Below are 23,680 nucleotides of genomic sequence, written 5' to 3' on the forward strand. Positions count from 1 at the left end.
CGGACGCTGACGTGAATCATTTCCATTATGTCGACGGCGTGCTGCACGCCGAGAATGTGCCGATCCCGGAGATCGCCAAGGCAGTCGGCACGCCCTTCTATTGCTATTCGACGGCGACGCTGGAACGCCACTACGACGTCTTCTCCAAGGCCTTCGCCGACGTCGATGCCATGGTCTGCTATGCCATGAAGGCCAACTCCAACCAGGCGGTGCTGAAGACGCTCGGCCGGCTGGGCGCCGGCGTCGACGTGGTCTCCGGCGGCGAACTGCGGCGGGCGCTGGCGGCCGGCATTCCGGCAAGCCGCATCATGTTCTCCGGCGTCGGCAAGACGGCCGCCGAGATGGACCTTGCGCTGGAAGCCGGCATCTACTGCTTCAACGTCGAGTCCGAGCCCGAGCTGGAAGTCCTCAACCAGCGCGCCAAGCGGATGGGCAAGCGCGCCCATGTCTCCTTCCGCATCAACCCGGACGTCGATGCCCGCACCCATGCGAAGATCTCGACCGGCAGGAAGGAAAACAAGTTCGGCATTTCCTACGAGCGTGCCGGCGAGGTCTATGCCCACGCCGCGACACTGCCGGGCATCGAGGTCACCGGCATCGACATGCATATCGGCAGCCAGATTACCGAGCTGCAGCCCTTCGAGGATGCCTTCCGGCTGCTGCGCGAACTGGTCGACAGACTGCGTACCGCCGGCCATCGCATCGACCACGTCGACATCGGCGGCGGCCTCGGCATTCCCTACAAGGATGACAACAACCCGCCGCCGCTGCCCGATGCCTATGCCCAGATTGTCAAGACGCAGCTGAACAGCCTCGACTGCCGGATCGTCACCGAGCCCGGCCGCCTGATCGTCGGCAACGCCGGCATCCTGGTGACCGAGGTGATCTACGTGAAGGATGGCGGCGAGAAGACCTTCGTGATCGTCGACGGCGCCATGAACGACCTGATCCGCCCGACGCTCTACGAGGCCTATCACGAGATCCGTCCGGTGGTGGTGCCCGCCGCCGATGCACCGCGCATCCGGGGCGACATCGTCGGCCCTGTCTGCGAGACCGGCGACTATCTGGCCCTCGACCGAGAGATGGCGGCACCCGCGCCCGGAGACCTCATTGCAGTCGGCTCGGCCGGTGCCTATGGAGCGGTCCAGGCCGGCACCTACAACTCCCGCCTTCTCGTGCCGGAAGTACTGGTGAAGGGGAGCGAGTTCCACGTCATCCGCCCGCGCGGCAGCTATGACGACCTGATCGGCTTGGATTCCCTGCCCGAATGGCTGGCCTGACGCTCTGATCTCGTCTGTTCACTTTTGCTCGACCCGCCGCGGAAAACTGCGGGCGAGAGAGCCGGCGCCCTCGTCTTCGCCACAAAGACTGCTATCTTGACGGCTTGGTTCGCCCGACGTGGCGCGACCTCTATTTTGCGCCGCCACAGGAGACGGTCTGCATGAGCAACACCCGCAAAGGCGCCTTCGACGCCCTTCCTGTGCTGGCCCGGCGCGTCGCGTTGAAGCGGTCGCTTGCAAGGCTCGTGCTTTTCCTGGAGCGGCTGACACCGCGGCTCCTGCCGCCGCTCGCCGTCGCCGCCGTGTTTCTCTCCGTCGCGTGGCTCGGCGTCTTCCGGACCGACATCGACCTCCTGCGCTGGACGCTGGCCGGCCTCTTTGGTCTCGCCTTCCTCTTCAGTCTCCTGCCGCTCGTGCGCACACGCTGGCCGAGCGCGGGTGACGCCGATCGTCTTCTCGAGGACCGCAACCGGCTGGAGCACCAGCCGGTTGCCGTCCAGGAGGACATGCCCGCATTCGACACGCCGTTCGCCAGGGCGCTGTGGAAGGAACACCAGGTCCGCATGGCCGAGCGCATCGCCGCGCTCGATGCCGGCATGCCGCGTCCCGACATTGCCCGCCACGACCGCTTCGCCCTGCGCGCGATTCCGGCGCTGCTGCTGGTCGTCGCCTTCGGCTTCTCCTTCTCCAACGGCGCGGGCCGGATCGCCGATGTCTTTCGCGCACCGGCTGCACCGTCGAGCATCAATCCGGATCTGCGGATCGACGCCTGGCTGACGCCACCCTCCTATACAAGCCGCGCACCCGTCTTCCTGACCGGCGGCGAAGCGAGCGCCAGCACCTCCATCTCCGTTCCGCAGCATTCCGACCTGACGGTCCGCGTGACCGGCGGCGAAGGCGAGGAAGCCGTCGTCTTTGCAGCCGCGTCCAGCGACACGCCGGCGACGCTCGTCAGCGAGGAAACGGCCGCAGGGCAAGCCGCGGCAGCCGGAGCGGAAGGGGCGGAAGGGGCGGAAGCCACAACGCCGGCCGCTCCGGCCCCGGACAACCGGCCGCTCGCGCCCCGCACCTACCTCATGAAGGTGGCCGAGAGCGGTGCGCTGACGGTCAACGGCGAGACCTGGACCTTCGACGTCATCCCCGACCTGCCGCCCGAGATCGCCTTCGACGGCCAGCCGAAACGCGCGGTGAACGGAGCTTTGGAAATCGGCTTCACCGGCAAGGACGATTATGGCCTGCGCGAGGCTCATGCGCTGATCGAGCCCGTCGAAGCGCCGGCGCCGGACGCCACGCCGCTCTATCCCGCGCCGGAGTTCAAGCTCGACCTGCCGCGCCGGGATCTGCGCAACCCGAAGGGGCTCACGAGCCGGAACCTGACCGAGCATCCCCTGGCCGGCAAGCGGGTGCGTGTCACCCTCGTCGCAACCGATGGTGCCGGCCAGACGGGCAGAAGCCCGCCTCACGAGATGGTGCTGCCGGGCCGCCCCTTCTCCGAACCGCTGGCGGCGGCAGTGGCCGAACAGCGCCAGGTCTTCTCGCTCGACACCCGCCAGATGCCGCATGCCATCGCCCTCAACGAAGTGCTGGCGCTGCGCCCCGACGAAACGATTCCCAACCTCGCCCACTTCCTGCTGATCCGCTCCGCGCTTGGACGGATGGAGCTCTCACGGGGTGAGGAACAGCTGAAGGAAACGGCGGACTATCTCTGGGAGATCGCCCTCGGCATCGAGGACGGCGACCTGTCTGCTGCCGAGAAGCGGCTGCGCGATGCCCAGAACGCCCTGAACGAGGCGCTCGAGAACGGTGCCACCGACGAGGAAGTCGCCCGTTTGATGCAGGAACTGCGCGAGGCGATGCAGGAGTTCATGTCGGAACTGGCCCAGCGCATGCAGGACAGCCCCCGCATGCAGCAGAACATGCAGGCGGAGAACATGATCCGCCAGCGTGACCTGCAGAACATGATGGACCAGATCGAGAATCTCGCCCGCTCCGGCAACCGGGATGCGGCCCAGCAGATGCTGTCCGAGCTGCAGCGGATGATGAACAACCTCCAGGCCGGCCGGATGCCGCAGGGCCAGCAGGGTCAGCAGCAACAGCAGAACAGCCAGATGCGCGAGCAGATCGACAAGCTCGGCGAGATCATGCAGGAGCAGCAGCGGCTGATGGACGAGACCTTCAAGCTGGACCAGGCGTTGCGCGACCGCATGCAGCGCGGCGATCCCGGCGAGCAGGGTGAGCAGCCCTACGAGCAGGGAGAGCAGCAACAGCAAGGCCAGCAGGGTCAGCAGGGCCAGCAGGGCCAGCAGGGATCCCCCACGGACCAGATGACTGCCGAACAGTTGCGCGAGGCGCTGAAGAACCTGCGCGCGCAGCAGGAAGGTCTCGGCAAGCAGCTCCAGGAACTGCAGAAGGGTCTTGCCGAGCTCGGCATGCAGCCGGGCGAGGGCTTCGGACAGGCGGAACGGGAAATGGGCAATGCCGGCGAGGCGCTGGGACAGGGCGAGGGCGAGCAGGCCGTCGAAGGCCAGGGCAATGCGCTGAACGCGCTGCGTCAGGGTGCCCAGAACATGATGCAGCAGATGATGCAGGCCATGCAGCAGGGCCAGGGCCAGGGCGAAGGCCAGGGAGAGGCGGCGCAGGGCAACCAGAACGGCCGCGACCCGCTCGGCCGCCCGCGGGCGACCACCGGCCCCGACTTCAGCGACCAGGTGAGGGTGCCGGACGAAATAGACGTCCAGCGGGCCCGCGAGATCCTGGAAGCGATCCGCGAGCGGCTTGGCAATTCCATCTCCGGAGAGTCCGAACGCCGCTACCTGGAGCGGCTACTGGAGATACGCTGAGCGGTTCACGCCGCGCAGGAGCTTTCTTCCGCAAGCGCCCGGGCCACGGCCCGGCGGATCTCGGGAAGCGCGAAGGGCTTCTGCACTACGTCGACGATCTTCGACGCCAGGTCATCCGCCCGCTCCCGCTGCTCGGCATAGCCGGTCATCAGCAGGATCTTCAGTCCGGGATGGCGCGCGGCCGCCTGATGGGCCAGTTCGATGCCGTCCATCACCGGCATGCGGATATCGGAAAGCAGGAGATCGAATTCCGACTCCGACAGCTTTTCCAGCCCCTCGGCGCCGTCACCGGCTTCATGGGTCTCGTGACCGTCGAGACGCAACGCCCGCGCCACGAACATCCGCAGCGCACTCTCGTCTTCGGTTACCAGGATCTTTGCCATGATGATCGCTTTCTCCCGTTTGTGTTTTACATTGGGAGCAAATCACCAGACTTTAGTTGTCGAGGAGTAAACGCGGCCCCGGTCGACGCTAACCATGGTTAAGGAAGTGCGAGGAGATCGCTAGCCGTCGGAGGGTGCATCGCCGGTGACGACACCGACGAACGGCAGCTCGCGAAAGGCATAGGCGACGTCCATGCCGTAGCCGACGACGAAGTAGTCGGGGCATTCGAAGCCGACGTAGTCCGCTTCCAGTTCTTCCTTGCGCTTGACGCTCTTGTCGAGAAGCACGGCGATCGAGACGTTGCGGGCGCCACGCTCGTAGAGCAGTTCCTTGGCAAACAGCAGCGTGCGGCCGGACTCCAGGATGTCGTCGATCAGCAGGACGTCGCGGTCCTTTACGTCGCTGTCGATGTCCTTGACGATGCGCACGCCCTGGGAGACGGTGCCTGCGCCATAGCTGGACAAGGTGATGAATTCGACCTCCGGTGCCAGCCCGACATCATGCAGGGCGCGCAGCAGATCTGCCGCGAAGATGAACGAGCCCTTGAGGATGGCGATCACGAGAAGGTCGTTGGTCGGCCCCTTGGCGATCTCGGCGGCAATGGCGCGATTGCGCTCCGCGATGGCGTCGGCGGTGTAAAGCGGCTCAATGTTCTTGCCGCGAACAACGGGCATGGGGCTCTCCTGGGCGGTTCCGGGTGGTCGCCGATAGCATAATCAGGAGCGCGAAGCATCCTGTGTCACGAAGGAAAGCTTCAACTCCGGCGTTTTTCCACCGGGGTGCGGTATTCTGGAGGAGAACCCGTGGCTCTGCAGGCCCTCGATGCCGGTGACCGGCGGCTCCATGACCGTCGCCGCAAGAACACGCCCATCGGAGACAAGCTCCGCACGGATCGCCGGAAGCGACAATCGACTTGGGCTCCGGTTCTCCACGATCCCGTTGATCAGCAGGACGCGCATGCCGTTCACATCCTGCGGGGTGAGGGTGACATGGGTAAAATCCAGAAGTGACGCTTCGACGGCACCATTCGTCTTGCCCACGAACAGCGAAAAGCCCCCGGCCATGCCGAAGACGAGAAGAAAGACGAGCGCGACGATGGCGGAGAACATGTCGGCGGAAAGCTGGCACAGCGCCTTCTCCGCCCGCTCCATGAACGTGGAAGATGGGTTCTGCGGTGCAGCGCGTCTGGATTGGGGTTGGCTCTGGCTGCGGTTGTTGGCCTCCGTCCGGAAACGGCGGTCTCGCGCGGCACGCGCGACGGTGACAAACTCGGCATCGACAACACTTCCGCGTCCCGGATGGCTGCGCCGCACATGCCTCACGACAGGTTCAGGTGGCAGGATATCGATGACGGCCATCGTTCTCCCCTTTCGGGCACGAGTTGCTCGGGACCTTTCGTCACCATCAGTGATAGAGGTCAGTCTCGGCATTGAATCGAATCCTACTCAGTCGTAAATTCGAATGGTTAATGCTTCGCAAACGCGGCCCTCAAAACGACCTATTCGGGTGGCCGTTGCAATTGGCTGCCGCACGACGGATTGTGGCAGCCTGACTATCAGGATTCGGATTTTCCATTGATTCACTTCGAGAATGTCGGCCTCCGCTACGGTATGGGCCCGGAGATCCTCCGGGACATGACGTTCGACATCCCGAAAAAGTCATTCCAGTTCCTCACCGGCCCGTCCGGCGCCGGCAAGACGACGCTGCTGCGCCTTCTGTTCATGTCGCTGCAGCCGACCCGCGGACTGATCAGGATGTTCGGCCGCGACCTGTCGCAGATCCCGCGCAGCGAGCTGCCCATGCTGCGCCGCCGCGTCGGCATCGTCTTCCAGGATTTCCGGCTGCTCGACCACCTGACGACCTACGAGAACGTCGCCCTGCCCCTGCGTGTCCGCGGCAAGGAGGAGACGAGCTATCGCAACGACGTCATCGAACTTCTGAAGTGGGTCGGGCTCGGGGAGCGCATCAATGTTCTGCCGCCCGTCCTGTCGGGCGGCGAAAAACAGCGTGCGGCCATTGCCCGCGCGCTGATGGACCGGCCGGAGATCCTGCTGGCCGACGAGCCCACCGGCAATGTCGATCCGCCGATGGCGCAGCGCCTCCTCAATCTCTTCCTCGAACTGAACCGGCTGGGGACGGCGGTGGTCATCGCCACCCACGATCTCGGACTGATGGATCAGGTCAATGCACGGCGCATGATCCTGACGGAAGGGAGGCTCGATATCTATGAATGAGCTAACCCGCATCAAATCCGACAAGAAGGCCCCGCCGCGCCGCACGCAGATGCATGTCCGTCCGACCGCGCCGATCCTGCCGCCGACCAACATCCAGGGCACGGCCCTCATCGTCGTCATCGCCATCATGGCCTTTCTCGCCTGCCTGACCTTCGGCGCCGTCACCATGGTCAGAGCCACGGCCGCTGGCTGGCAGAGCCAGATCTCCCGCGAGATCACCATCCAGATCAAGCCGACAGAGGGGCTCGACATGGATGCCGCCCTTCAGACCGCCAAGAACCTGGCCTTGAGCTTCGTCGGCACGACGCAGGGCACGATCATGGACGACGCCGCGACGGCGCGCCTCCTGGAGCCCTGGCTCGGCACCGGTCTCGATCTGGAGGAGCTGCCCGTGCCGCGCCTCGTCATCATCACCATCGACGAGCAGAACCCGCCCGATTTCACCGCCATGCGCGATCTCCTGTCGAAGGAGGTGCCACAGGCCTTCCTCGACGACCATCGCACCTGGGTCGACCGGCTGGTCTCCATGGCCAGCACCACCGTCTGGATCGGCACCGGCGTTCTGGTGCTGGTGTTCACGGCCATGGTTCTGACCGTCGTCTTTGCCACCCGCGGGGTCATCTCCGGCAACCGGCATATCGTCGAGGTGCTGCACTTCGTCGGCGCCGAAAGCTCCTTCGTCGCCCGCGAGTTCCAGAAGCACTTCCTGAAGATCAGCCTGAAGGGGTCGGCCGCCGGCAGCGCCATGGCAGCCATCCTGTTCGCCTTCCTCGGCGCTTGGCAGGCAAGCTCCCGCGCCACACCGGAAAGCGACCAGGCAACGGCACTGTTTGGAGCTTTCTCGCCAGGCGTCATCGGCTATGTCGGCATCTTCGCCACGATGATCCTGATCGCGCTGCTGACCACTCTGACGGCGCGGCTCACCGTGATGAAGACAATCGACGAGATCGATCTCGTGCGCTCCGACCCGGCCAGATCCGAAGGGCTGCCCGCCTCGTGAGGCGCGGCACGGGCTGCCTCCGCACAAAGACCTGTTCTCCGCCATTATCTCGGTTTATGCACTGAACCATGAGCACGACTCGTCCGATCAAGGGAAACGGATCAACTGGCGCGCCGCCACCACGCGGCATGTCGCGCCAGCTGTTCTCGCGCCGCAGCTGGCTTCGGCGGGCCGTGCGACGTCTGATCCTGATCAGTTTCCTGCTCCTGGCCGGTGTCTTCGGTGGATTTCTGTGGTTTGCCGACTCGGTTGCCTCTCTGAAGCCGCCGGAGGGCGTTAAGGCCGATGCCATCGTCGTGCTGACCGGCGGCTACCAGCGAATCGACCAGGCAATGGGGCTCCTGCGCGATGGTGCCGGCAAGCGCCTGTTGATCTCCGGTGCCCATCCCTCGACGACACCGGCACAAATCCGCAAGATGACCCAGGCGCCCTCGGATCTCTTCTCTTGCTGCGTCGATATCGGCTACGATGCTCTCGACACCACCGGCAACGCCAACGAGATCGCCCGCTGGATCCACGACAATGGATTTGCGGTCGTGCTCGTCGTCACCAATAATTACCACATCCCCCGCAGCCTGCATGAACTGCGCCGTGTCGACACCGTCACCCGCTTCATTCCCTATCCCGTCGTCAACTCCGACCTGACCCGCAAGGCCTGGTTTGCCGATCCGGACGTCCTGCGCACCATGATGTCGGAATACGTGAAGGTGGTTGTCGCCAATGCCCGCGACTGGATCGGCATCGAGCGGCCGAGCGGCCTACGCAACGGCGACAAGGTCTGAAGCGCCTTCAACAGCTGCTTTCGCTTGCCCGCAATCTCGTGTAGGCAGCGCTGGTCCAAGAGGGTACTCCACATGCTGATGGTTCGGTCCATCCTTTTCAACCTGGCGTTCTATGCCAATCTCATCCTTCAGATGATCGTGCTGACGCCGTTTTACTTCAGCGTGTCGCGCGAGAGAGCCTTTTCGGTACCGAGGAACTGGGCACGCTCCAACCATTGGCTGATGAAGACGATCGTCGGCACCACCTTCGAAATCGAGGGACTGGAAAACATTCCGGAGGGCGGCTGTATCTTTGCCCCGAAGCACCAGTCCTTCTGGGACACGTTTGCGCTGCTGCCCTGGCAGAAGGATCCGGTCTACATCCTCAAGCGCGAGCTTCTTTGGATCCCGCTCTTCGGCTGGTACGTGATGAAGCAGCGGATGATCCCGGTCAATCGCGGCGCCCGCGGCAAGGTCATGGTCGAGGTCATGGAGCGGACCAAGCAGGAGATGGCCAACGGCCGGCAGCTGATCATCTATCCGGAGGGCACGCGCCGCCCGCCCGGCGCCATTCCCGAATATCGCTACGGGATCGCCCGCATCTACCGGGACATCCAGGTGCCCGTCGTCCCGATCGCCATGCATCCGGGCCTGTTCTGGCCGCGACGCCGCTCGGTCCGCTTCCCCGGCCACTTCAAAGTCCGCATCCTGCCGCCGATCATGCCGGGCCTCGACCCGGACACCTTCTTCGAGACCCTGAGGACGACGCTGGAGAAGGCCAGCGACGATCTGCTGATCGAAACGGTGGAGGCCAACCCGCACCTGCGCCTGCCGCCGACGGCCGTGACGCGACTGGCGGAACTGCGCGCCGAACGCGCCTAAGGGGTTGCGACGAGGCGCTCGACCCCTTCCAGCCAGTGGTCACGGATGCCCATCTGCCGCAGATGCGCTACGGTATTGATCACATATGTCGGGTTGGGTCCGGATTTTCCGATCGCCTCACGTACGATCCGCGCCGCCTCGGGAACGTCGAGCGCACCGGCATATTGCGCATGCGCCCGATCGACCACGTAGCCGACTGCCGTGACCCGTTGCCGATCGGCAAGCGTGATCGGCAGGAGCCTTTCCTTGTAGACGTGGGTTACGAGCTCCCGCGCCCGCAGATAGTCGAGCACCTCTGCCCGGTCGTCCCCGGCCACGCGAAAGGCGACCCCGCGGCAGGATCCACCCCTGTCGAGCCCGAGGACGAGGCCCGGCCGCTCGGGGGTGCCACGGTGGACATGCGACCGGACGCAGAGGGAGCGGCGATAGCCGAAGACGTGGGCACCGGCCTTCTGCAGATAGGGGAAGCCCGGATTCCACATCAGCGATCCGTAGCCAAACACCCAAAATTCGTCCATATCCGGCGCCATGCGTTCCCTACAGCGCTCACCGCGCTACATCAGGGCCACCATTGGAGATCATCATGTCAGCGTCAAGCCGAACCAGCGTCAGCCGCAAGATTTGGCTCCTTGCGACGGCGATCATCCTCGCGATCGCTCTCTACACCGGCGGCTGGTTTTACGCCGCCTCGGCGCTGAAGGAAGAGACCTTGGCGCTTCTGGGTGGCCAGGAAGCCAACGGGATCACCGTGGAGTGCGCCGACGCCACCTACCGCGGCTATCCCTTCCGGATCGGACTGTTCTGCTCGCGGGTGGCCCTCGACGACCGCAACAACGGAATTTCCGCGACGCTTGGCGCGCTGCGCTCCGCCGCGCAGGTCTATGCGCCGGGCCAGATTGTCTGGGAGGCCGATGCGCCCGCACAGGTGCGGACCAGCCACGGGCTGACGGTGTTGAGCACCTGGGAGAACTTGCAGTCGAGCCTGACGGCCAAGAATGGCGGTGTCGAGCGGAGCTCCACCATCATCGAGGACGCCACAACGAGCATCGTCTCCTCCGGCGCCGGCCAGTCCTTCAACGTCAGCGCCGAACGGACGGAGATGCACCTGCGCCAGAACGGCCAGGATCTCGATGCCGCCCTGCTGCTCCAGAACGCCCGCACCACGGCCGAAGGCCTGCCGGAACTGCTGCCGCCGCTGACGGCAACCGTCGACGTCACGCTCGCGGGACGGGCGGGACTGATCGACGGCACCGACCCGAACGGTATTGCCCTCTATGGCACGCAGGGTGAGATGCGCGCGCTGTCGGCAGATCTGGGCGAAGGGCGCGTCATCACCGTCACCGGCCCCTTCTCGATCGACGAGGAGGGCTATCTCTCGGGGCGCCTGAAGCTTCAGGTCGAAGAGATCGACGCCTGGCGCAACAGTCTGGCACAGGCCTTCCCGGAGATAGCACCGGTGCTGCAGACGGTGGCCGGCATGCTGTCGGCGCTGAACGGTGGCGGCCAGAGCGCTTCCATCGACCTCACCGTCAACCGCGGCAAGGTGTTTGCGGGAGGTTTCATCCCGCTGGGTGAAATTCCGCGGATCTGAGGCGGCTCACTTCTTGTCGAGGGCGTGCCGGCCGAAGTCCGGCACGTCGACATCCTGCCCCGCCTCGATGATCGAGCGGCGGATGGTGCGGGTGCGGGTGAAGAGCTCGAACAGCTTGTCGCCCTCGCCCCAGCGGATCGCCCGCTGCAGGTAGGCGAGATCTTCCGAAAACCGCGCCAGCATCTCGAGGATCGCTTCCCGGTTGTGCAGGCAGACGTCGCGCCACATGGTCGGATCGGAGGCGGCAAGCCGGGTGAAATCGCGAAAACCGGAGGCGGAATACTTGATGACTTCCGATTCCGTCACGGTCTCCAGGTCGTCGGCCGTGCCGACGATGTTGTAGGCGATGATGTGCGGCAGGTGCGAGACGATCGCCAGCACCTTGTCATGGTGCTGCGGGTCCATCTCGTCGATGCGCGAGCCGAGCGCCGTCCAGAAGGCGGTCAGCTTGTGCAGCGCCTCGGGGTCGGTGTCGGGGAGCGGCGTGAAGATGCACCAGCGCCCCTGGAACAGGCCCTCGAAGCCGGCATCCGGACCGGATTTCTCGGTCCCCGCCAGAGGGTGCCCCGGAATGAAGTGAACGCCCTCGGGCATATGCGGCGCCATCTGTGCGATGACCGAGGCCTTTGTCGAACCGACGTCGGTGACGATGGCTCCGGGTTTCAGCGTTGCTGCGATCTGGCGGGCCACCTCCTCGGAGGCACCGACGGGAACCGAAACGATGACGAGATCGGCACCCTTGACCGCCTCTGCCGCCGAAGCCGTATAGCTGGTTCCGAGCTGCAGCTCCTCCGCCCGGCGCAGCGTTTCCGCGCTCCGCGTGGAGATCACCACCTCCTTCGCCAGCCCCAGCGCCTTTACGTCCCGGGCAATTGAGGAGCCGATGAGGCCGATGCCGATCAGCGCAATGCGGCTGAAGAGGGCATCCGTCATGCCGTGCGCCCCATGAATTCGCCGAGCGTCTCGATCACTCCCCGGTTTGCCTCCTCGGTGCCGACCGTCATGCGCAGGGCGTTCGGGAACCCATAACCTTTCACGGCGCGCAGGATATAGCCGCGGCTGGTCAGGAAGGCATCGGCCTCCTCGGCGCGCTTGCCGTCGACGTCCGGGAAGTGGATCAGCAGGAAGTTGGTGACCGACGGCGTCACCCGAAGGCCGATGGCCTCGAAGGCATGCGTCAGCTTGTCCAGCCAAAGGGTGTTGTGCTCCACGGCCTTTTCGATGAAGGCCTGGTCGCGCACGGCGCTGGCCCCGGCCGCGATCGCCGGTGCATTCATGTTGAACGGACCGCGCACCCGGTTCATCGCGTCGATGATGGCGGCCGGCGCATACATCCAGCCGATGCGCAGCGCCGCAAGGCCGTAGGCCTTTGAGAAGGTGCGCGTCATGACGACGTTGCGGCTGGTGGCGACGAGCTCGAGACCGGCCTCGTAGTCGTTGCGGCGAACGTATTCGGCGTAGGCGGCGTCGAGCACCAGGATGACGTTCTTCGGCAGGCCCGCGTGCAGTCGGCGGATTTCCGAGACAGGGACATAGGTGCCTGTCGGATTGCCCGGGTTGGCGATGAAGACGAGTTTCGTCTTCTCGGTGACGGCCGCCAGAATGGCGTCGACATCGACCGTGGCATCCTTCTCCCTGGCGACGACCGGCTTGGCGCCCGCGCCCATGATCTGGATCTTGTAGACGAGGAAGCCGTGCTCGGTGATGACCGCCTCGTCGCCGGCGCCAAGATAGACGTGGCAGAGGAGGCCCAGCAGTTCGTCCGAGCCGTTGCCGCACAGGATGTTGGCAACATTCAATCCATGCACGGAGCCGATCGCCTCGCGCAGTTCCGTCGCCAGGCCGTCGGGATAGATCTCGAGGTGGCTTGCTGCCGCCTTGAAGGCCTCGATGGCCTTGGGGCTGGCACCGAGCGGCGTCTCGTTGGCGGACAGCTTGAAGACCCGCGCCACGCCCGGCGCATGTTCCTTGCCGGGCACATAGGCGGCAATGTCCAGGATGCCAGGACGCGGAACAGGCTCGGTGACGACGATGCTCATGGGATCGACCTTCTGGAAGGGTGCAGGTAACGACGGATGATCCATCGGCATTAATGCCGAACGGCGGCTTTGTCGAGGGTCAGCCCCTGGCGCGGGGCGCCTTTGCCGCAGCGCGCGTGGTCGGCACGCCCTGCGGCGCGAGCACCGGCACGAACACGCGACGCGAGGCCCGCGCGGCAACCGGCAGCCCCTGGTAGAGCCGCTTCTGGGCCTCCACGATGATGACGCCGGAGAAGACCGGCCAGAACCGCCGGCCCATCCGCTCCAGCATGTTGCGGAACTTCAGGACCATGCGGATCCGCGACGGCGGAAAGAACAGGGCATCGGCACTGGCCGCCGGCGTGAAGTTCGTTTCGCGCAACAGTCCAATAAGCTGCCCGCGCGAATAGGGCCTGCCGGAGCCAAAGGGCGTATGCTCCATCCGCGCCCAGACGCCGCGGCGGTTCGGCACGACGATCACCAGCCGCCCGCCGGGCGCCAGCACCCGCCAGAGCTCCTTCAGCGTCTCGCGCGGATTTTCCGCAAACTCCAGCGAATGCACCATCAGCACCCGGTCCACCGAGGAATCGGGTAGCGGCAGTTCCTCGTCGAACACCAGTGCCGTCGTCGACCGTTCGCCGACCGGCCAATTGACCGCCCCCTGTCCCGCCGACATGAAGGCGAAGGTCCGCTCGGTATCGGCCCGGAAACGCTCCAGATAGGGCACGGCGTAACCGAGCCCCACAAGTCGCTCCTCCGGCAGCCGCGTCCACAGCGAAGACAGCGCCAGCGTGATCGACCGCTCGGCCAGCCGGCCGAGGGCGGAATGATAAAACTCGCGAAGATCGACGATATCGGTTTGCATGGCAAAAAAGCTGCGTGACGGCGGTTGGAGATCAACGGCACGACCTCTACATTGTTCTAACGCCGATGTCTGCAAGGAGGGAGCCTCATGAAGTCACTGGAGATCGAAGTCTTTCAATGCCGTAGCGACAATTACGGTGTGCTTGTCCATGATCCGGAGACGGGGCTGACGGCAACGATCGATGCTCCCGAGGAGCAGCCGATACTGGACGCCCTTGCCCGCCGCGGCTGGCGGCTCAGCCATATCCTGACGACCCATCACCATACCGATCACGTCGAGGCAAACCTCGGCCTGAAGGGAAAGTTCGACCTCGAGATCATCGGGCCGGTCAACGAGGCCGTGGCGATCCCCGGGCTCGACAATTCGGTGATGGAGGGCGACGAGTTCCAGTTCGGCAGCCACACGGTCCGCGTCATCGAGACGCCGGGCCATACCGCCGGGCACATCTGCTACCACTTTCCCGACGACAAGATCCTGTTTGCAGCCGACACGCTCTTTGCACTCGGTTGCGGTCGTCTCTTCGAGCGCCCGGCAGCCGACATGTGGCATTCGCTCCAGAAGCTCGCGGCGCTGCCCGACGAGACGGCGGTCTATTTCGGGCATGAGTATACGCTCTCCAACGCCCGCTTCGCCATCAGCATCGACCCCGACAACATCCGCCTGCAGGAGAGGGTTCAGGACATCGAGGCGGCCCGGGCAGCCGGGAGGTTCACCATCCCGACGACGATCGGGCTGGAAAAGGAAACCAATCCCTTCCTGCGCCCCAACGATCCGGGCATCCGCCGCACCCTGCTGATGGAAACGAAGTCGAACGAGGAGGTCTTTGCGGAGATCCGCAAGCGCAAGGACAACTTCTAGGATGACGGCCGAAGACATCATCCAGACCCTGGGCATGCAGCTCCATCCGGAGGGCGGCTGGTATGTGGAAACCTTCCGCGACGGCCATGGCGGCCCGCGCGGTCATTCCACCGCCATCTACTACCTGCTGCAGGCGGGGGAACGCTCCCACTGGCACCGCGTCCGTGACGCGGCGGAGGCTTGGCATTTTTACGCCGGCGACCCACTTCGGCTGATGATCTCGCACGATGGCGAGCAGGTGGAGACCGTCGTGCTGGGGATCGATCTCGCGCAGGGCGAGCGCCCGCAGGCGATCGTGCCGGCCAACGCCTGGCAGGCGGCGGAACCGAAGGGCGACTTCACGCTGGTGGGTTGCACCGTGGCGCCGGGCTTCGACTTTGCCGCATTCGAGATGGCGCCACCGGGCTGGGAACCGGTCAGCGCCTGAACAACACGCCGTCGGTCTTGCCTTGACCGGGTCGCGCCGGCCGAACATGTGGCGCGTGGCCAAGACTGCGCCGCCGTGATCAGCAGGCAGGCAAGAGCGATCAGCACGTCCGGTCCGGCAAGGCGGCTGGCCACCAGGATCAGCGGGCGGTCGCCCCATTCAGCCGCCGTATTTGGCGGCCTTTACATAGACATCACCCATGCTCGTTGGAATGCGAGCGTAGACCGGGGCATAGACATTCACCGACTGCGCCTTGGCAAACCAGATCTCCATCGGCGTCTTCTTGAGATGCTCGATATCGCTGCGACCACGGCGAAAGCCGGATTTCGGCACATACTGGATCTCGCAGACGATCGCCTCGCCTTCGAAACCGTCCGTCGAAAACGACTTGCGGCCCTTGGGCGTCAGCACCAGATCCATGCGGGACTCTCCGTCGTAGATCTTGAGCCGGCTGGGGCAGACCTTGGAATCGCCGGCGAAGATCAGCCCGCTTAAGGGATCCAGCACCGAGCGCAGGTCCGCCTCCGTCACCGGCACCCAGTTCTCCGGCCGCGCCTTCGGCTCCGGCTTCATGACGGACCGTGTGACATTGCCATTGCGGTAGGTGACGTCGTAGACGCGCGTCCGCTTGCCCGTCGTGTAGACGAGGTTGTAGCGCTCCGCCTCCAGCCGGTCGCCGCGCTTGCGTCCACTGACTGTCGTTTCAGCGGAAATCTTGGTGATCAGCTCCGCAAGTCCCCAGGAGCGGAAGCTCCCGGAGATGCGATAGTCGCTGCCGCCGAACTCGCTGGCGAACGAGGCCTTGGCGATCGGCAGGATGCCGAGCGAGATGTCGTATTCGCTGACATGCCGGATGCCTGCCGTGCCGGCAGGTCCGGCAAGGAGGATAGCGGCGGTTGCAGCTGCCAGGAACGATCGGCGGCGTTCAAGCATGGGATGGTCTCCGGGGGAGAGGGAGGACGTCATGTCTCTCTGTTGCCATCATATATACTGTCCACTATGGCAGGAAAGAGCCCTCCTCGCCGTACCTGCGCACAATCTCACGGACCAAAGCCAAGGTTTGGCTTGACGCAGGCGACCGCACTGACTATAGAACCGCAACTTTCCAATCAGACCAGTTGGATCGGCGCGCCGGGCATTGCCTGGAAGTACCATCCGATTGCATAAGAACAAAGGTGTATCATGACACGTATGTGCGAATTGACCGGCAAGGGCGTCCAGACGGGCAACAATGTCAGCCACGCCAACAACAGGACCCGTCGCCGGTTCCTGCCGAACCTGTGCCAGGTCACACTGATTTCCGACGCTCTCGGTCAGCGCTATCGTCTGCGCGTCTCGGCACACGCCCTGCGCTCGGTCGAGCACCGCGGTGGCCTCGACGCCTTCCTGCTGAAGGCCAGCGAAACCGACCTGTCGATGCGCGCTCGCCTGCTGCGCCGCCAGATCGTCAAGAAGACTGCCGAAGCTGCAACTGTTGCTGCTGCCTAAGCTTTAAAAGACTATCACCGGTTCTGAGGAGGGCTTGACGGGAAACCGGACAGGCCCTTTCTCGTGACCTTCATCAAATCCAGCTGGTGGCATCACCCAGGGTAAAAAAATGCGATACCTTCGCTATACATCCGTCTATGCGCTTCTGATGGCGGCCATTGTCGTTGCCTCCAACTTCGCCGTTCAGTTTCCGCTGTCCGGATCCCTGTTCGGGATTGCGCTCGGCGATCTCCTGACCTGGGGCGCCTTCACCTATCCCATCGCCTTCCTCATCACCGACCTCACCAACCGCCAGTTCGGGCCGGCGATTGCCCGGCGTGTGGTGCTGGCAGGCTTTGTCGTCGGGGTCGCCGTGTCCTTCTGGACAGCGATGCCGCGCATCGCCATTGCGTCCGGCACGGCCTTCCTGTTCGGCCAGCTCCTCGATATCTCCGTCTTCAACCGTCTGCGACGGCAGACGTGGTGGCAGGCGCCGCTGGCGGGATCGCTGGTCGGCTCGGCGATCGACACGGCCCTGTTCTTCTCGCTCGCCTTTGCGCCGGCCTTCGCAGTGCTGGGGCCCAACGAGCCGTTTGCGATCGAATGGGCGCCAATCCTCGGCATCATGGCGGCAGAGGCACCACGCTGGATGTCCTGGGCTCTGGGCGATCTTGGCGTAAAGATCATGGTCGGGATCGTCATGCTGCTTCCCTACGGCGCCCTGATGACCGTGCTGAAGCCCATGCCTCCGGCAAAGGCCGCCAGCTGATCCTCTCGATCACACCCGGCTGACGCTCAGTCCGTCAGCCGGAACTCCAGCATCAGGTTGCGCTGCAGGAACGACCGGTTGTCGTCGGAAACGAGGATGATCCGCGTGTCACCTTCCGGTCCCCGGATGACATCGAGACCTTCCATGTTGTCGATCTCGGCGCTCATGTCGGCTTCGATCAGGACCTTGCCGTCGACGACGGCTCCAGGCTGGATTGTGCGGCCGTCGATCCGGCGGATGCGCATGCCGACGCCGCCGGTGAAGCTGAACCGTCGCTCCAGCAGAAGGAGATCGCCGTTCGGCAGGAAATCGCCGTCGGTGACATCCCACGGGTCGTCCTTGGAAACCTTGAAAATCCCCTTCAACGGACCGTCCAGGACGGCAGCGAAGAGGTTGCCATCGCCATCGATGCTTCGCTCGGCAACGGCCACGATCGCACCCTTCAGCGCACTGTCAGATGGTGCGACCGCGAGTGTCTCTATGCCGCCATTCGACCGCAGTTCGCGCTTCGGAATGACCATGTCGACGGGACGCGGCTTGGAGGTCTCGAACCCCGGATCGGAATAGGCCGCGACACGGTGTTGCCGCTCATAGCTGACGATCAGCTCACCAGCGCGGGAGGCAAGTCCCTCGGAATCCATCTCGGATTTGGAACCCGGCTGGCCATCGGCGCCCAGCATCGGGGTGACAGAGAGTTCGGCGATGCCGCTGAGATGACCGGCGCCGTCGCGAACGATCTTTCCGGTCATCCAGTCCCCCGTGTCAAGAACAGCCACGAAACTGCGACCATCCGGCCTGAACCGGATCGACGAAACGCCGCCGAGGCGCCTGTCGGACGAGGAGTACTCAAGCCCGCCCAGGAACTGGAGCGGACCCAGTTCGCTATTGGACGAGCCCTGTCTGAAGATCTTGATGACCTGCGCGGTGACAGGCATGAATTCACCAGCCGGCAAGACAGGAAAGGCGACGAGCGATAAGACGCCCGCTGTCCAGGCAAGCAGTCGCCCTGTCTTCGCAAGACTGTGCTTCAACCGGCCCGCCGCATCTTGCCTGCGTTTTCCTCAAACAGCGCGGCCAACTGCTCGGTCATTGCACCGGCAAGCTCGTCGGCGTCAACGATGGTGACGGCCTTGCGGTAGTAGCGGGTCACGTCGTGGCCAATGCCGATGGCGAGCAGTTCTACCGACGAGCGCATCTCGATCTGCTCGATCACGGCCCGCAGGTGCCGCTCCAGATAATTGCCCGGATTGACCGAGAGGGTGGAGTCATCGACCGGCGCGCCGTCGGAGATCATCATCATGATCTTGCGCTGCTCGGGTCTCGCGATCAGACGGTTGTGCGCCCACATCAGCGCCTCGCCGTCGATGTTTTCCTTGAGCAGACCTTCGCGCATCATCAGCCCGAGATTGCGGCGCGACCGGCGCCAGGGCGCGTCCGCCGACTTGTAGACGATGTGGCGCAGGTCGTTGAGGCGGCCCGGATTGGCGGGCTTGGCATTCGCCAGCCATTGCTCGCGGCTCTGCCCGCCCTTCCACGCCTTGGTGGTGAAGCCAAGGATCTCGACCTTGACGCCGCAGCGTTCCAGCGTGCGGGCGAGGATGTCGGCGCAGGTCGCGGCAACCGTGATCGGCCGGCCGCGCATGGAGCCGGAATTGTCGATGACCAGCGACACCACCGTATCCCGGAACTGCGTATCGCGCTCCCTCTTGAAGGAGAGCGGTTGCATCGGGTCGATGATCAGGCGGACGAGACGGGCGGGATCAAGATAGCCTTCCTCGAGATCGAAGTCCCAGGAACGGTTCTGCTGCGCCATCAGCCGGCGCTGCAGACGGTTCGCCAGCCGACCGACAGCGCCCTGGAGGTGCGCAAGCTGCTTGTCCAGGAAGGCGCGCAGCCGGTCGAGCTCGGCCTCGTCGCACAGCTCCTCGGCGTGCACCTCTTCGTCGAATTCCTGCGTGAAGATGTGATAGTCGACCTTGTCGTTGAAATCGTCGAAGGGGCTGTGCGGCCGGCGCGTCTCACCAGGCGTTTCCGAATGGTCGTCTGCCTCGTCCGACATCTCGTCGTCGGACATTTCGGCCCCGTCCATCTCGCCCTCGTCGAGCTCGTCGTCGGCTGCCTCGCTCTGCTCGGCCGGCGCCGCATCGGAACCCGCCTCCTCCTCGACCTCCTCGTTGTCGGCCTCGTTGCTGCGCGGCTGCTCCTCGTCGGTGGGGTTGTCCATCTCCTCGGGTTCGGACTCGTCGTCGCCGAGGTCCTCCGCCATCTGCATGGACGACAGCATGTTCCGGACGAGCTTGGCGAAGGCCTGCTGGTCTTCGAGCGCACCCTTCAGGTTATCAAGGGCAGGACCGGCCTTTTCCTCGATGAACGGACGCCATAGGTCGAGCACCTTGCCGGCACTGGCCGGCGTCCGGGTGCCGGCGAGCTTTTCGCGCACCATCATCGCCATGGCTTCGGCAAGCGGCGCGTCCTCCTGGCGCTCGATGCCGGAGAAGTTCGCCTTGGCGTATTTCTCCGCATTCATGGACTCGATGTTCGACGCCATGCCGGTCATGCGCAGCGCGCCGATCGATTCGACGCGCGCCTGCTCCACGGCGTCGAAGACGCTGCGCGCATCGGCGCCCTGGGGCGAGAGATTGGCGTGGACATCAGTATCGTGGCAGGCAATCCGCAGCGCCATGGAATCGCCAAGGCCGCGGGTGACCGCCAGTTCCTGGGCAGTCGGTCGCTTGGAAATTTCCGGCAGGCGAACCCGCTCGCCGGCAAGCCCCGGACGGTCGTTGCTGAAGCTGACCTCGACCTCGCCGTCGCCGGCAATCGAGCGGACGCAGCCGGTAATTGCCCGGCGCAGCGGTTCCACATCGACGGGACCGCCCGCTTTGCCCTTCAGATTATCGCCGCGTCCTGCCATCCGTCAGTCTAACCTCAGGCTCCGAGTACGATGTTGGCCGCACTCTCTTTCAGCTCCACGCCGAAGGCCCGCTGGTACTGTTCGGCCACCAGGGTGCGCTCAAGCTCGTCACATTTGTTGAGGAAGGTGATGCGGAAGGCAAAGGCGATGTCGCCGAAGATATCCACGTTCTCCGCCCAGGTGATGACCGTCCGCGGGCTCATCAGCGTCGACAGGTCGCCGTTCATGAAGGCCGAGCGGGTGAGATCGGCAACGCGCACCATCTTAGAGACGGTCTCGCGGCCTTCGGCCGTTTTTCCGAAGCTCTTCACCTTGGCGACGACGATGTCGACTTCCTTGTCGTGCGGCAGGTAGTTCAGGGTGGTGACGATGGACCAGCGGTCCATCTGCGCCTGGTTGATCTGCTGCGTGCCGTGATAGAGACCGGTGGTATCGCCCAGGCCAACCGTGTTGGCGGTCGCAAACAGCCGGAACGCCGGATGCGGCCGGATGACTCGGCTCTGGTCGAGAAGGGTCAGGCGGCCCGAGGATTCCAGCACGCGCTGGATGACGAACATCACGTCGGGCCGGCCCGCATCGTACTCATCAAACACCAGCGCGACATTGTGCTGGTAGGCCCAGGGCAGGATGCCGTCCTTGAATTCAGTGATCTGCTTGCCGTCCTTCAGCACGATCGCGTCCTTACCGACAAGATCGATACGGCTGACGTGGCTGTCGAGGTTGATGCGCACGCAGGGCCAGTTCAAACGGGCAGCGACCTGCTCGATATGGGTCGATTTGCCGGTGCCGTGAAAGCCGGACACCATCACACGACGGTTATGGGAGAAACCGGCCAGGATGGCGAGCGTCGTGTCGCGGTCAAAAAGATAGTCGGGATCGAGGTCAGGAACATAGGGGTCGCCGTTGCTGTAGGCGGGGACCCGGATGTCGGAGTCGATGCCGAAGACCTCGCGGACTGAAACAGTGGTGTCGGGAAGGTTTGAAATATCAAGATCGATCTTGCTCATTATCTCTCCAAGGCGCGAGCCACCGCCCGCCGTCAGTCCTCTTTCAACTGGTTTATCGCTTAGCAGAAACCTGCTTGCTTCAACAACTGATATGCTTGGATCACCTCTCGAAAACGTTCCTCCGAGCCGCGATCGCCGCCGTTGGCGTCTGGATGGTGCATCTTCACAAGTTCCTTGTACCGGCTCTTGATCTCCGTCGAGCTCGCCCTGGCGCCAAGACCCATCGTGTCGAAGGCCTTGGCCTCCAAAGTCTTCAGCTTGCGCGCCTGCGGCTCCACGCGCGGGCCGGCACCACGGCTAGAAGCGACGAAGCCGAAGGGATCCTTGATCTTCTGGCTGGGCCCTCCTGGCCCCGACCGGATCGTCGAATGCATCGATGCATGCTTTGCATCCTTGTTGACCCCGACGGCCCAGGTCGGGCGATGACCGGTGATCGCTTCCTTCTGGTAACGCGCGATCTCGGTGTCGGACAGGCCCGAGAAGTAGTTGTAGCCCTTGTTGTAGTCCTTCACGTGCTCGAAGCAGAAGAGGAAGAACTGACCTTCGGCGTTGCGCCCGACCGGTGCCCGGTGTGCGCCCGGACGGTCGCACCCGTCCCATTGGCAGGTCGGCGCCTCGGCGACCGTTTCCTGCTGTGTTTTCCGGCGCGTCCGAATGCGATCGAAGTATTTGGAATCCAGTTTCATTTGACCTCATTATGGGGTGCGCGAAGAGCACGAACAAGAATTGACAAACCCCTTTGTTGCTGCTCTCTGGAGCACCCCTTATCGATCTGCGAAGGCTGCTCATGTCCGTCAAATCCCGAATAGAGACCCTGCTCCAGGACGGCCTTGCTCCAGAGCGCCTGGAAGTCATCAACGAAAGTCATCAGCACGCCGGCCATCAGGCGAGCTTCGACGGAACTGGCGAAACCCATATGCGGGTCCGTATCGTCTCGGAAAAATTTTCGACAATGAGCCGTCTCGAGCGTCATAGGGCGGTCAACGCACTGTTGAAGCCGGAGCTTGATGCAGGGCTGCATGCGCTGGCTGTCGAAGCGTCCGCTCCCGGCGAACCGACGCGCTGGTGACCTATTCCGCCGGCAGGTTGACTGAATCCGCCGGACGAATTCGAAGTCGGGTGATGCGGTTCTTTTCCCGCTTCATGACGATGAAGCGCTTTCCATAAAAGGTGAACGCCTGCCGCTCTTGCGGGATGAGCTTTGATTCGTGGATGACCAGACCGGCAATCGTCGTCGCCTCGTCGTCGGGAAGGTTCCAGTCGAGGGCACGGTTGAGGTCGCGAATCGGCACGGAGCCATCAACGATGATGGAGCCGTCTGCCTCCTGCCGGACGCCCTGGATCTCGAGATCATGCTCGTCGGCAATATCCCCGACGATCTCTTCCAGGATGTCTTCCAGCGTCACAATGCCCTGTACCTCGCCGTATTCGTCCACGACCACCGCAAAATGTACCTTGCGGCGCAAAAATGCGTTGAGCTGATCCTTGAGGGTCGTGCTGTCGGGCACGAACCAGGGTTTCTGGGCGATCTTGACGATGTCCAGGTTCTCCGGCTCGACATTCGGTTCGGCAAGCGCGCGCAGAAGATCCTTCGCATGCACGACGCCGATGATGTTCTCCGTCGAGTTGCGCCACAACGGCATGCGCGTGAAGGGGCTCTCAAGCACCGTCCGCACGGCCACCTCCGGCGGGTCGTCGGCATTGACAGCCCGCATGACGGTCCGGTGCTTCATGACGTCGGAAACCTCGAGCTCCTCGAGATCCAGAAGCCCCCCCATGCGGTCGCGGTCGGCCTTCTTGAACCCACCCTCGCGGTGCAGGTGGTCGAGCGCGCTGCGCAGTTCCTCGTGTGCAGAGAGCATCGAGGCTTCCCTGGACAGGTTGATGCCGAAGATCGCCAGAATGCCGCGGACAATGGCGTTGACGCCGCTGGAAAGCGGCCCGACGACGAGCACGAAGAGCCGCACGAATGGTGCGACGAACATGGCAAACCGGTCGGGCGCCGAGATCGCCCAGCTCTTGGGGAGCACTTCGGAGAAGATCACGAGCAGGGCCGTCATCAACAGCGTGGCAATCGCGACGCCGGAATCGCCGAACAACGCCAGGAACAGACTGGTGGTCAGCGACGAGGCAAGGATGTTGACCGCGTTATTGCCGATCAGCAATGCCCCGATCAGCCGGTCACGGCGCTTGATCAGCGCTCCCACGACGCCTGCCCGTTCATCGCCATTGCTTTCCAGCGTGTGCATGCGCGCCGGCGACGCCGCTGTCAGAGCCGTCTCAGACCCCGAAAAAAATCCCGAGGCAATGATCAGCAACACGATGGAGACGAGCGTCAGCCAGTATTCGGCGACGACGGAGAAAAAAGCTTCCAAAATGATTC

25 protein-coding genes are annotated in these 23,680 nt (G+C 64.0%); 12 read left to right on the top strand and 13 right to left on the bottom strand.

The features are described from left to right. The first annotated feature begins 11 nt into the window (after window positions 1-11). Together lysA and M1E10_RS06415 are read left to right on the top strand one after the other, a co-directional pair. A complete protein-coding gene (gene lysA / locus M1E10_RS06410; RefSeq protein WP_499175546.1) occupies window positions 12-1,280 on the top strand; it encodes a diaminopimelate decarboxylase family protein in 1,269 nt (422 codons plus the stop codon). Between the two features lie 161 nt (window positions 1,281-1,441). Beyond that, window positions 1,442-4,120, top strand: coding sequence for a TIGR02302 family protein (locus M1E10_RS06415; RefSeq protein WP_499175547.1), 2,679 nt, complete (start codon window positions 1,442-1,444; stop codon window positions 4,118-4,120). 5 nt (window positions 4,121-4,125) lie between these two features. Here M1E10_RS06415 and M1E10_RS06420 read toward each other — a convergent pair whose 3' ends face one another. The 3 genes from M1E10_RS06420 to M1E10_RS06430 form a co-directional block, all read right to left on the bottom strand. Continuing rightward, entirely contained in the window at window positions 4,126-4,503 is a 378-nt protein-coding gene (locus M1E10_RS06420) for a DNA-binding transcriptional response regulator (RefSeq protein ID WP_499175548.1), read from the bottom strand. A gap of 120 nt (window positions 4,504-4,623) precedes the next feature. Next, entirely contained in the window at window positions 4,624-5,178 is a 555-nt protein-coding gene (gene hpt / locus M1E10_RS06425) for a phosphoribosyltransferase (RefSeq protein WP_499175549.1), read from the bottom strand. Window positions 5,179-5,220: 42 nt separating this feature from the next. Beyond that, window positions 5,221-5,862, bottom strand: coding sequence for a hypothetical protein (locus tag M1E10_RS06430; RefSeq protein WP_499175550.1), 642 nt, complete (start codon window positions 5,860-5,862; stop codon window positions 5,221-5,223). Between the two features lie 216 nt (window positions 5,863-6,078). Here M1E10_RS06430 and ftsE point away from each other — a divergent pair, with 216 nt between their 5' ends. From ftsE to M1E10_RS06450, 4 genes are all read left to right on the top strand, one after another. After that, window positions 6,079-6,738, top strand: a complete 660-nt coding sequence (ftsE, locus tag M1E10_RS06435) for a cell division ATP-binding protein FtsE (protein ID WP_499175551.1) — start codon at window positions 6,079-6,081, stop codon at window positions 6,736-6,738. Further along, window positions 6,731-7,738, top strand: a complete 1,008-nt coding sequence (locus tag M1E10_RS06440; RefSeq protein ID WP_499175552.1) for a cell division protein FtsX — start codon at window positions 6,731-6,733, stop codon at window positions 7,736-7,738. The genes ftsE and M1E10_RS06440 overlap by 8 nt, the downstream gene beginning before the upstream one ends. Before the next feature lie 68 nt (window positions 7,739-7,806). After that, complete coding sequence (locus M1E10_RS06445) at window positions 7,807-8,520, top strand: YdcF family protein (RefSeq protein WP_499175553.1); 714 nt, start codon at window positions 7,807-7,809, stop codon at window positions 8,518-8,520. Between the two features lie 72 nt (window positions 8,521-8,592). Next, window positions 8,593-9,381 (top strand): lysophospholipid acyltransferase family protein, encoded by a 789-nt coding sequence (locus M1E10_RS06450; protein WP_499175554.1) that lies wholly within the window; start codon window positions 8,593-8,595, stop codon window positions 9,379-9,381. On the opposite strand, the gene M1E10_RS06455 is transcribed toward M1E10_RS06450, so the two are convergent. Further along, entirely contained in the window at window positions 9,378-9,911 is a 534-nt protein-coding gene (locus tag M1E10_RS06455) for a gamma-glutamylcyclotransferase (RefSeq protein WP_499175555.1), read from the bottom strand. The two genes, M1E10_RS06450 and M1E10_RS06455, sit on opposite strands and share 4 nt — an antisense overlap. 53 nt (window positions 9,912-9,964) lie before the next feature. Between M1E10_RS06455 and M1E10_RS06460 the strand changes: the two genes are divergently transcribed. Then, entirely contained in the window at window positions 9,965-10,972 is a 1,008-nt protein-coding gene (locus tag M1E10_RS06460; protein WP_499175556.1) for a DUF2125 domain-containing protein, read from the top strand. Between the two features lie 6 nt (window positions 10,973-10,978). Here M1E10_RS06460 and M1E10_RS06465 read toward each other — a convergent pair whose 3' ends face one another. The 3 genes from M1E10_RS06465 to M1E10_RS06475 form a co-directional block, all read right to left on the bottom strand. Next, on the bottom strand, window positions 10,979-11,905 hold the full coding sequence (locus M1E10_RS06465) for a prephenate/arogenate dehydrogenase family protein (protein WP_499175557.1): 927 nt from the start codon (window positions 11,903-11,905) through the stop codon (window positions 10,979-10,981). After that, on the bottom strand, window positions 11,902-13,011 hold the full coding sequence (gene hisC / locus M1E10_RS06470; protein WP_499175558.1) for a pyridoxal phosphate-dependent aminotransferase: 1,110 nt from the start codon (window positions 13,009-13,011) through the stop codon (window positions 11,902-11,904). Before hisC ends, M1E10_RS06465 begins: the two co-directional genes overlap by 4 nt. A 79-nt stretch (window positions 13,012-13,090) precedes the next feature. Continuing rightward, entirely contained in the window at window positions 13,091-13,855 is a 765-nt protein-coding gene (locus tag M1E10_RS06475) for a class I SAM-dependent methyltransferase (protein ID WP_499175559.1), read from the bottom strand. 87 nt (window positions 13,856-13,942) lie between these two features. On the opposite strand from M1E10_RS06475, the gene gloB reads away from it, so the two are divergent. Then, window positions 13,943-14,713, top strand: a complete 771-nt coding sequence (gene gloB / locus M1E10_RS06480) for a hydroxyacylglutathione hydrolase (protein WP_499175560.1) — start codon at window positions 13,943-13,945, stop codon at window positions 14,711-14,713. A 1-nt stretch (window position 14,714) separates the two neighbouring features. Further along, window positions 14,715-15,140, top strand: a complete 426-nt coding sequence (locus M1E10_RS06485; RefSeq protein WP_499175561.1) for a cupin domain-containing protein — start codon at window positions 14,715-14,717, stop codon at window positions 15,138-15,140. Window positions 15,141-15,299: 159 nt separating this feature from the next. Here the strand turns inward: M1E10_RS06485 and M1E10_RS06490 are convergent, their stop codons facing one another. Then, window positions 15,300-16,073, bottom strand: a complete 774-nt coding sequence (locus tag M1E10_RS06490; protein ID WP_499175562.1) for a DUF3108 domain-containing protein — start codon at window positions 16,071-16,073, stop codon at window positions 15,300-15,302. Between the two features lie 249 nt (window positions 16,074-16,322). Here M1E10_RS06490 and rpmB point away from each other — a divergent pair, with 249 nt between their 5' ends. Next, window positions 16,323-16,628 (top strand): 50S ribosomal protein L28, encoded by a 306-nt coding sequence (gene rpmB / locus M1E10_RS06495; RefSeq protein ID WP_029617398.1) that lies wholly within the window; start codon window positions 16,323-16,325, stop codon window positions 16,626-16,628. A gap of 109 nt (window positions 16,629-16,737) precedes the next feature. Further along, entirely contained in the window at window positions 16,738-17,376 is a 639-nt protein-coding gene (locus tag M1E10_RS06500; protein ID WP_499175563.1) for a 7-cyano-7-deazaguanine/7-aminomethyl-7-deazaguanine transporter, read from the top strand. Between the two features lie 26 nt (window positions 17,377-17,402). On the opposite strand, the gene M1E10_RS06505 is transcribed toward M1E10_RS06500, so the two are convergent. From M1E10_RS06505 to M1E10_RS06520, 4 genes are all read right to left on the bottom strand, one after another. Continuing rightward, window positions 17,403-18,311 carry an esterase-like activity of phytase family protein gene (locus M1E10_RS06505; RefSeq protein WP_499175564.1) on the bottom strand — a complete coding sequence of 303 codons (909 nt, stop codon included), beginning with the start codon at window positions 18,309-18,311 and terminating at the stop codon, window positions 17,403-17,405. A 92-nt stretch (window positions 18,312-18,403) separates the two neighbouring features. Then, window positions 18,404-20,290, bottom strand: a complete 1,887-nt coding sequence (cobT, locus tag M1E10_RS06510; RefSeq protein ID WP_499175565.1) for a cobaltochelatase subunit CobT — start codon at window positions 20,288-20,290, stop codon at window positions 18,404-18,406. Between the two features lie 14 nt (window positions 20,291-20,304). Next, window positions 20,305-21,297: a cobaltochelatase subunit CobS gene (cobS, locus tag M1E10_RS06515; protein ID WP_029617402.1), complete on the bottom strand. Its 993-nt coding sequence runs from the start codon at window positions 21,295-21,297 to the stop codon at window positions 20,305-20,307. Between the two features lie 59 nt (window positions 21,298-21,356). Further along, complete coding sequence (locus tag M1E10_RS06520) at window positions 21,357-21,983, bottom strand: J domain-containing protein (protein WP_499175566.1); 627 nt, start codon at window positions 21,981-21,983, stop codon at window positions 21,357-21,359. 101 nt (window positions 21,984-22,084) lie between these two features. Between M1E10_RS06520 and M1E10_RS06525 the strand changes: the two genes are divergently transcribed. Beyond that, entirely contained in the window at window positions 22,085-22,366 is a 282-nt protein-coding gene (locus M1E10_RS06525; protein ID WP_499175567.1) for a BolA family protein, read from the top strand. A gap of 1 nt (window position 22,367) precedes the next feature. Here the strand turns inward: M1E10_RS06525 and M1E10_RS06530 are convergent, their stop codons facing one another. Next, a complete protein-coding gene (locus M1E10_RS06530) occupies window positions 22,368-23,675 on the bottom strand; it encodes an HlyC/CorC family transporter (RefSeq protein WP_499177102.1) in 1,308 nt (435 codons plus the stop codon). Window positions 23,676-23,680: the final 5 nt, after the last annotated feature.

This window comes from Rhizobium sp. PK7-22 (genome assembly GCF_056530405.1).